Below are 2,531 nucleotides of genomic sequence, written 5' to 3' on the forward strand. Positions count from 1 at the left end.
TTGTCGAGCCACCGCACCGCTACGCGTCTGCGTCAAACAGTTGATGAAAAGGAGATATCGGACGCACAAGTTTAATGACGGCCGTGCGGCCGGCTTCGGCCAGGAACCGTCATTCACTTGCGCCGGCGCTCAGACATTGGGAGGGCAGTTCCATCCAGATAGCGGCCACTCATGTTTTCGAGCCAGTCGGCGGATCTCCAAATATTGTTTGTCGTGAATTTGAGGATGAATACAGTCGGTACCTACCCGTAGGTCTTGAGTAGAGGCGGTTTTCGTACGGAAGCAGGAATACCTTTCAGTTTTTAGATCAATTCGCGGGAAGGGGAGTACAAGCGTTCACCCACGTCCAGCGAACCCGTCCGCTTTTCGCATCGGCCCGTTGACTACTTGGTTAGGCCTGTAACCGCCGCTACGATGAATGAGCCTAAAACCCAGCCCGCAAGCTTATGTACATAGAAGTAGTAGCGAGCGTTCGACGTGATATCGATCTTGTAATGCAAATCGCGAAGCTTGATGAGAGGAATGAACGTGTCGAAACTATATGCTAGGCCGAAAGGCATGTGACTATCGCGAGCCTCTTGAGTCTGACGAAACACCAATGCGCCTGTTGCAATGAAAAATAGCGACCAGAGAATAGATCGGTAGAGGACATACCCGTATCCAATCGTGGCGTATGAGAGCCAAAGAAATATGCAATTTAAAACAGGACCGTTGTGGCACGCTTGCCTGCGTTCGCGATTTTTGCCCGCGATGCCAACGGCCGTTGCAGCCTCAAGGTCACCAGTCTTGGTGAGGTAATCCTTCACCTGTTCGTAAGGCTGGGGGTTATAGATGTCGCCGACAGATTTTGACAGCCAAAGTGGAAACCAAATCGCTGCCGGCAGTTCACTAGACCACTGGGTCGCAGGCTCCGGATTTTCACTTTTTTTACGCGCGAATGTGTTGAAGTGCAAATTGCCCAATTCAATATAGGAAGGCCACGCGATCTCATTTTTTGGTGCATCGATTCGGTTAATCGAAGCACTATCGAGGCTCAGCATAGAGCTGGAGGACCAGTGATGGGCTGCCCGGCCGTTGCGTTTAGAATCTGTTGCCTCGAACAGCAGTTCGCGATCAACGCGCGCATTTTGCAGATAGACGTTTCCCTGAAAGAACGTATCGCCTAGGATCAGGGAGCCGCCGATGACGGCGTCGGTAGCCACCATTGCTCCCCAAATTTGCGAATCCCACAGTTCAACGTCCGTTGTCGTTTGGATACCGAACAGATTGAGGCGGCCATCGGAGCAAAATTTGTAACCGGGGCGGCCCGGCAGCAATTCTATCGAGTCCAATCGGACATTACCTCCCACGGATGCCTCAGGGAATGAAAGCGTGTTCCCTTTTAACCCAGATATCAGCACGTCTCGTCCAATCCGTGCGTGGTAGAAGTTAATCCACGGAATTGAACTGCCGAAAATCTTTACCCCACCGTCAATCGCAGAGCCATTAGCACGAACGCTTTCGGTGTTGCAGTCTTTTGCTCTGGTGATATGCGCAATACGGGTGAGCAGAAGTGCGCCAGTGACATGTGCATCTCCGAGGAAGATGCCCGCGGTGGTGCCGGATTGGAAGCTGAGCGAGCCGTCGATCGTGGCGGATGACATTTCTAAAGGATAGTCGAAAAGGAAGTTGACGAAGGTGACGTTGCCATGAACGATCTGACCGCGCAAATCGAGGCGTCCGAGCATCTCGAAGCCTTCCAGCCTAAATCCTCTTTTAGCAATCCACTCGCTGAACGGAGGCTCGGCTAAAATTGTCCGAACAAAGGAGCCGTGCACTCGCATCAAGGGAGTCGCCTCCGGCGAAGCACTCGGCGCGCGTTCATTCGTCGCTTCTCCAGTGCGACACACTGCAGTCCAGATGTACCTTTCTACCTCAGTCCAATCCGGTCGATACTGAATGCAGACATCGGCCGTCGAAATCTGAGGGAGGGCAATGGTAGCGTCCGAGACAGGGCTGCCCAATCCTACGAGCCCAAGGACGGCAATAAAACGGTACAACAAGCGGACAATCATCTTGAGCCTCCCGATACGTGGATGTACGGGCCGCGGCCATCACTGTAGCAATCGAAATTAGGGATAGACCCGACGGCGACCCAACTCGGGATCAGTGTGCGCGCTTGCGATCGGCATGTGGCCTTCAACTCCTCAATTCGGACTTTCGATGCCGCCACAGGCTACGGAACCACGGCCAATCGCCAAAGCCACGCACTGGTTCCCCTTCAACATGGCTGAGGGCCGTTGCATGAAAGCCGCCATCGAGTTCGCTCCGGACGAACGACGGCAGGGGGTCGAAGAGCGACCGCTGCACGGCGCGCACAATCGATCTCCCTTCATTGAAGAGGAGGTTGACATGGAAACGCTTAATTCTTTCAGCGCTCGTCGCGTGCCGTGGAATAAGGGGAGGTGTCAAAGCAAAATTGAAATGTCGTACCGCCGGCTAAGTACAGATGTCGTGTTTTTGGTTGGTTGTGAAAGCTGTCTTCAACGGTT

At 53.4% G+C, this 2,531-nt stretch carries 2 protein-coding genes; one reads left to right on the top strand and one right to left on the bottom strand.

Going from position 1 to position 2,531, the window contains the following annotated elements:
- Positions 1-383: 383 nt before the first annotated feature.
- Entirely contained in the window at positions 384-2,054 is a 1,671-nt protein-coding gene (locus tag AWB81_RS41985) for a hypothetical protein (protein WP_062644415.1), read from the bottom strand.
- Between the two features lie 229 nt (positions 2,055-2,283).
- Here AWB81_RS41985 and AWB81_RS48005 point away from each other — a divergent pair.
- The coding region (locus tag AWB81_RS48005; RefSeq protein WP_235026227.1) for a hypothetical protein at positions 2,284-2,531 on the top strand (248 nt) is incomplete at its 3' end.

Origin of the sequence: Caballeronia arationis, assembly GCF_001544975.2 — a bacterium.
Taxonomy (GTDB): domain Bacteria; phylum Pseudomonadota; class Gammaproteobacteria; order Burkholderiales; family Burkholderiaceae; genus Caballeronia; species Caballeronia arationis.

What these genes read in the sequence shown, in the direction of transcription:
- AWB81_RS41985 (WP_062644415.1), bottom strand. Translation starts at nt 2,054, where the DNA reads ATGATTGTCCGCTTGTTGTACCGTTTTATTGCCGTCCTTGGGCTCGTA.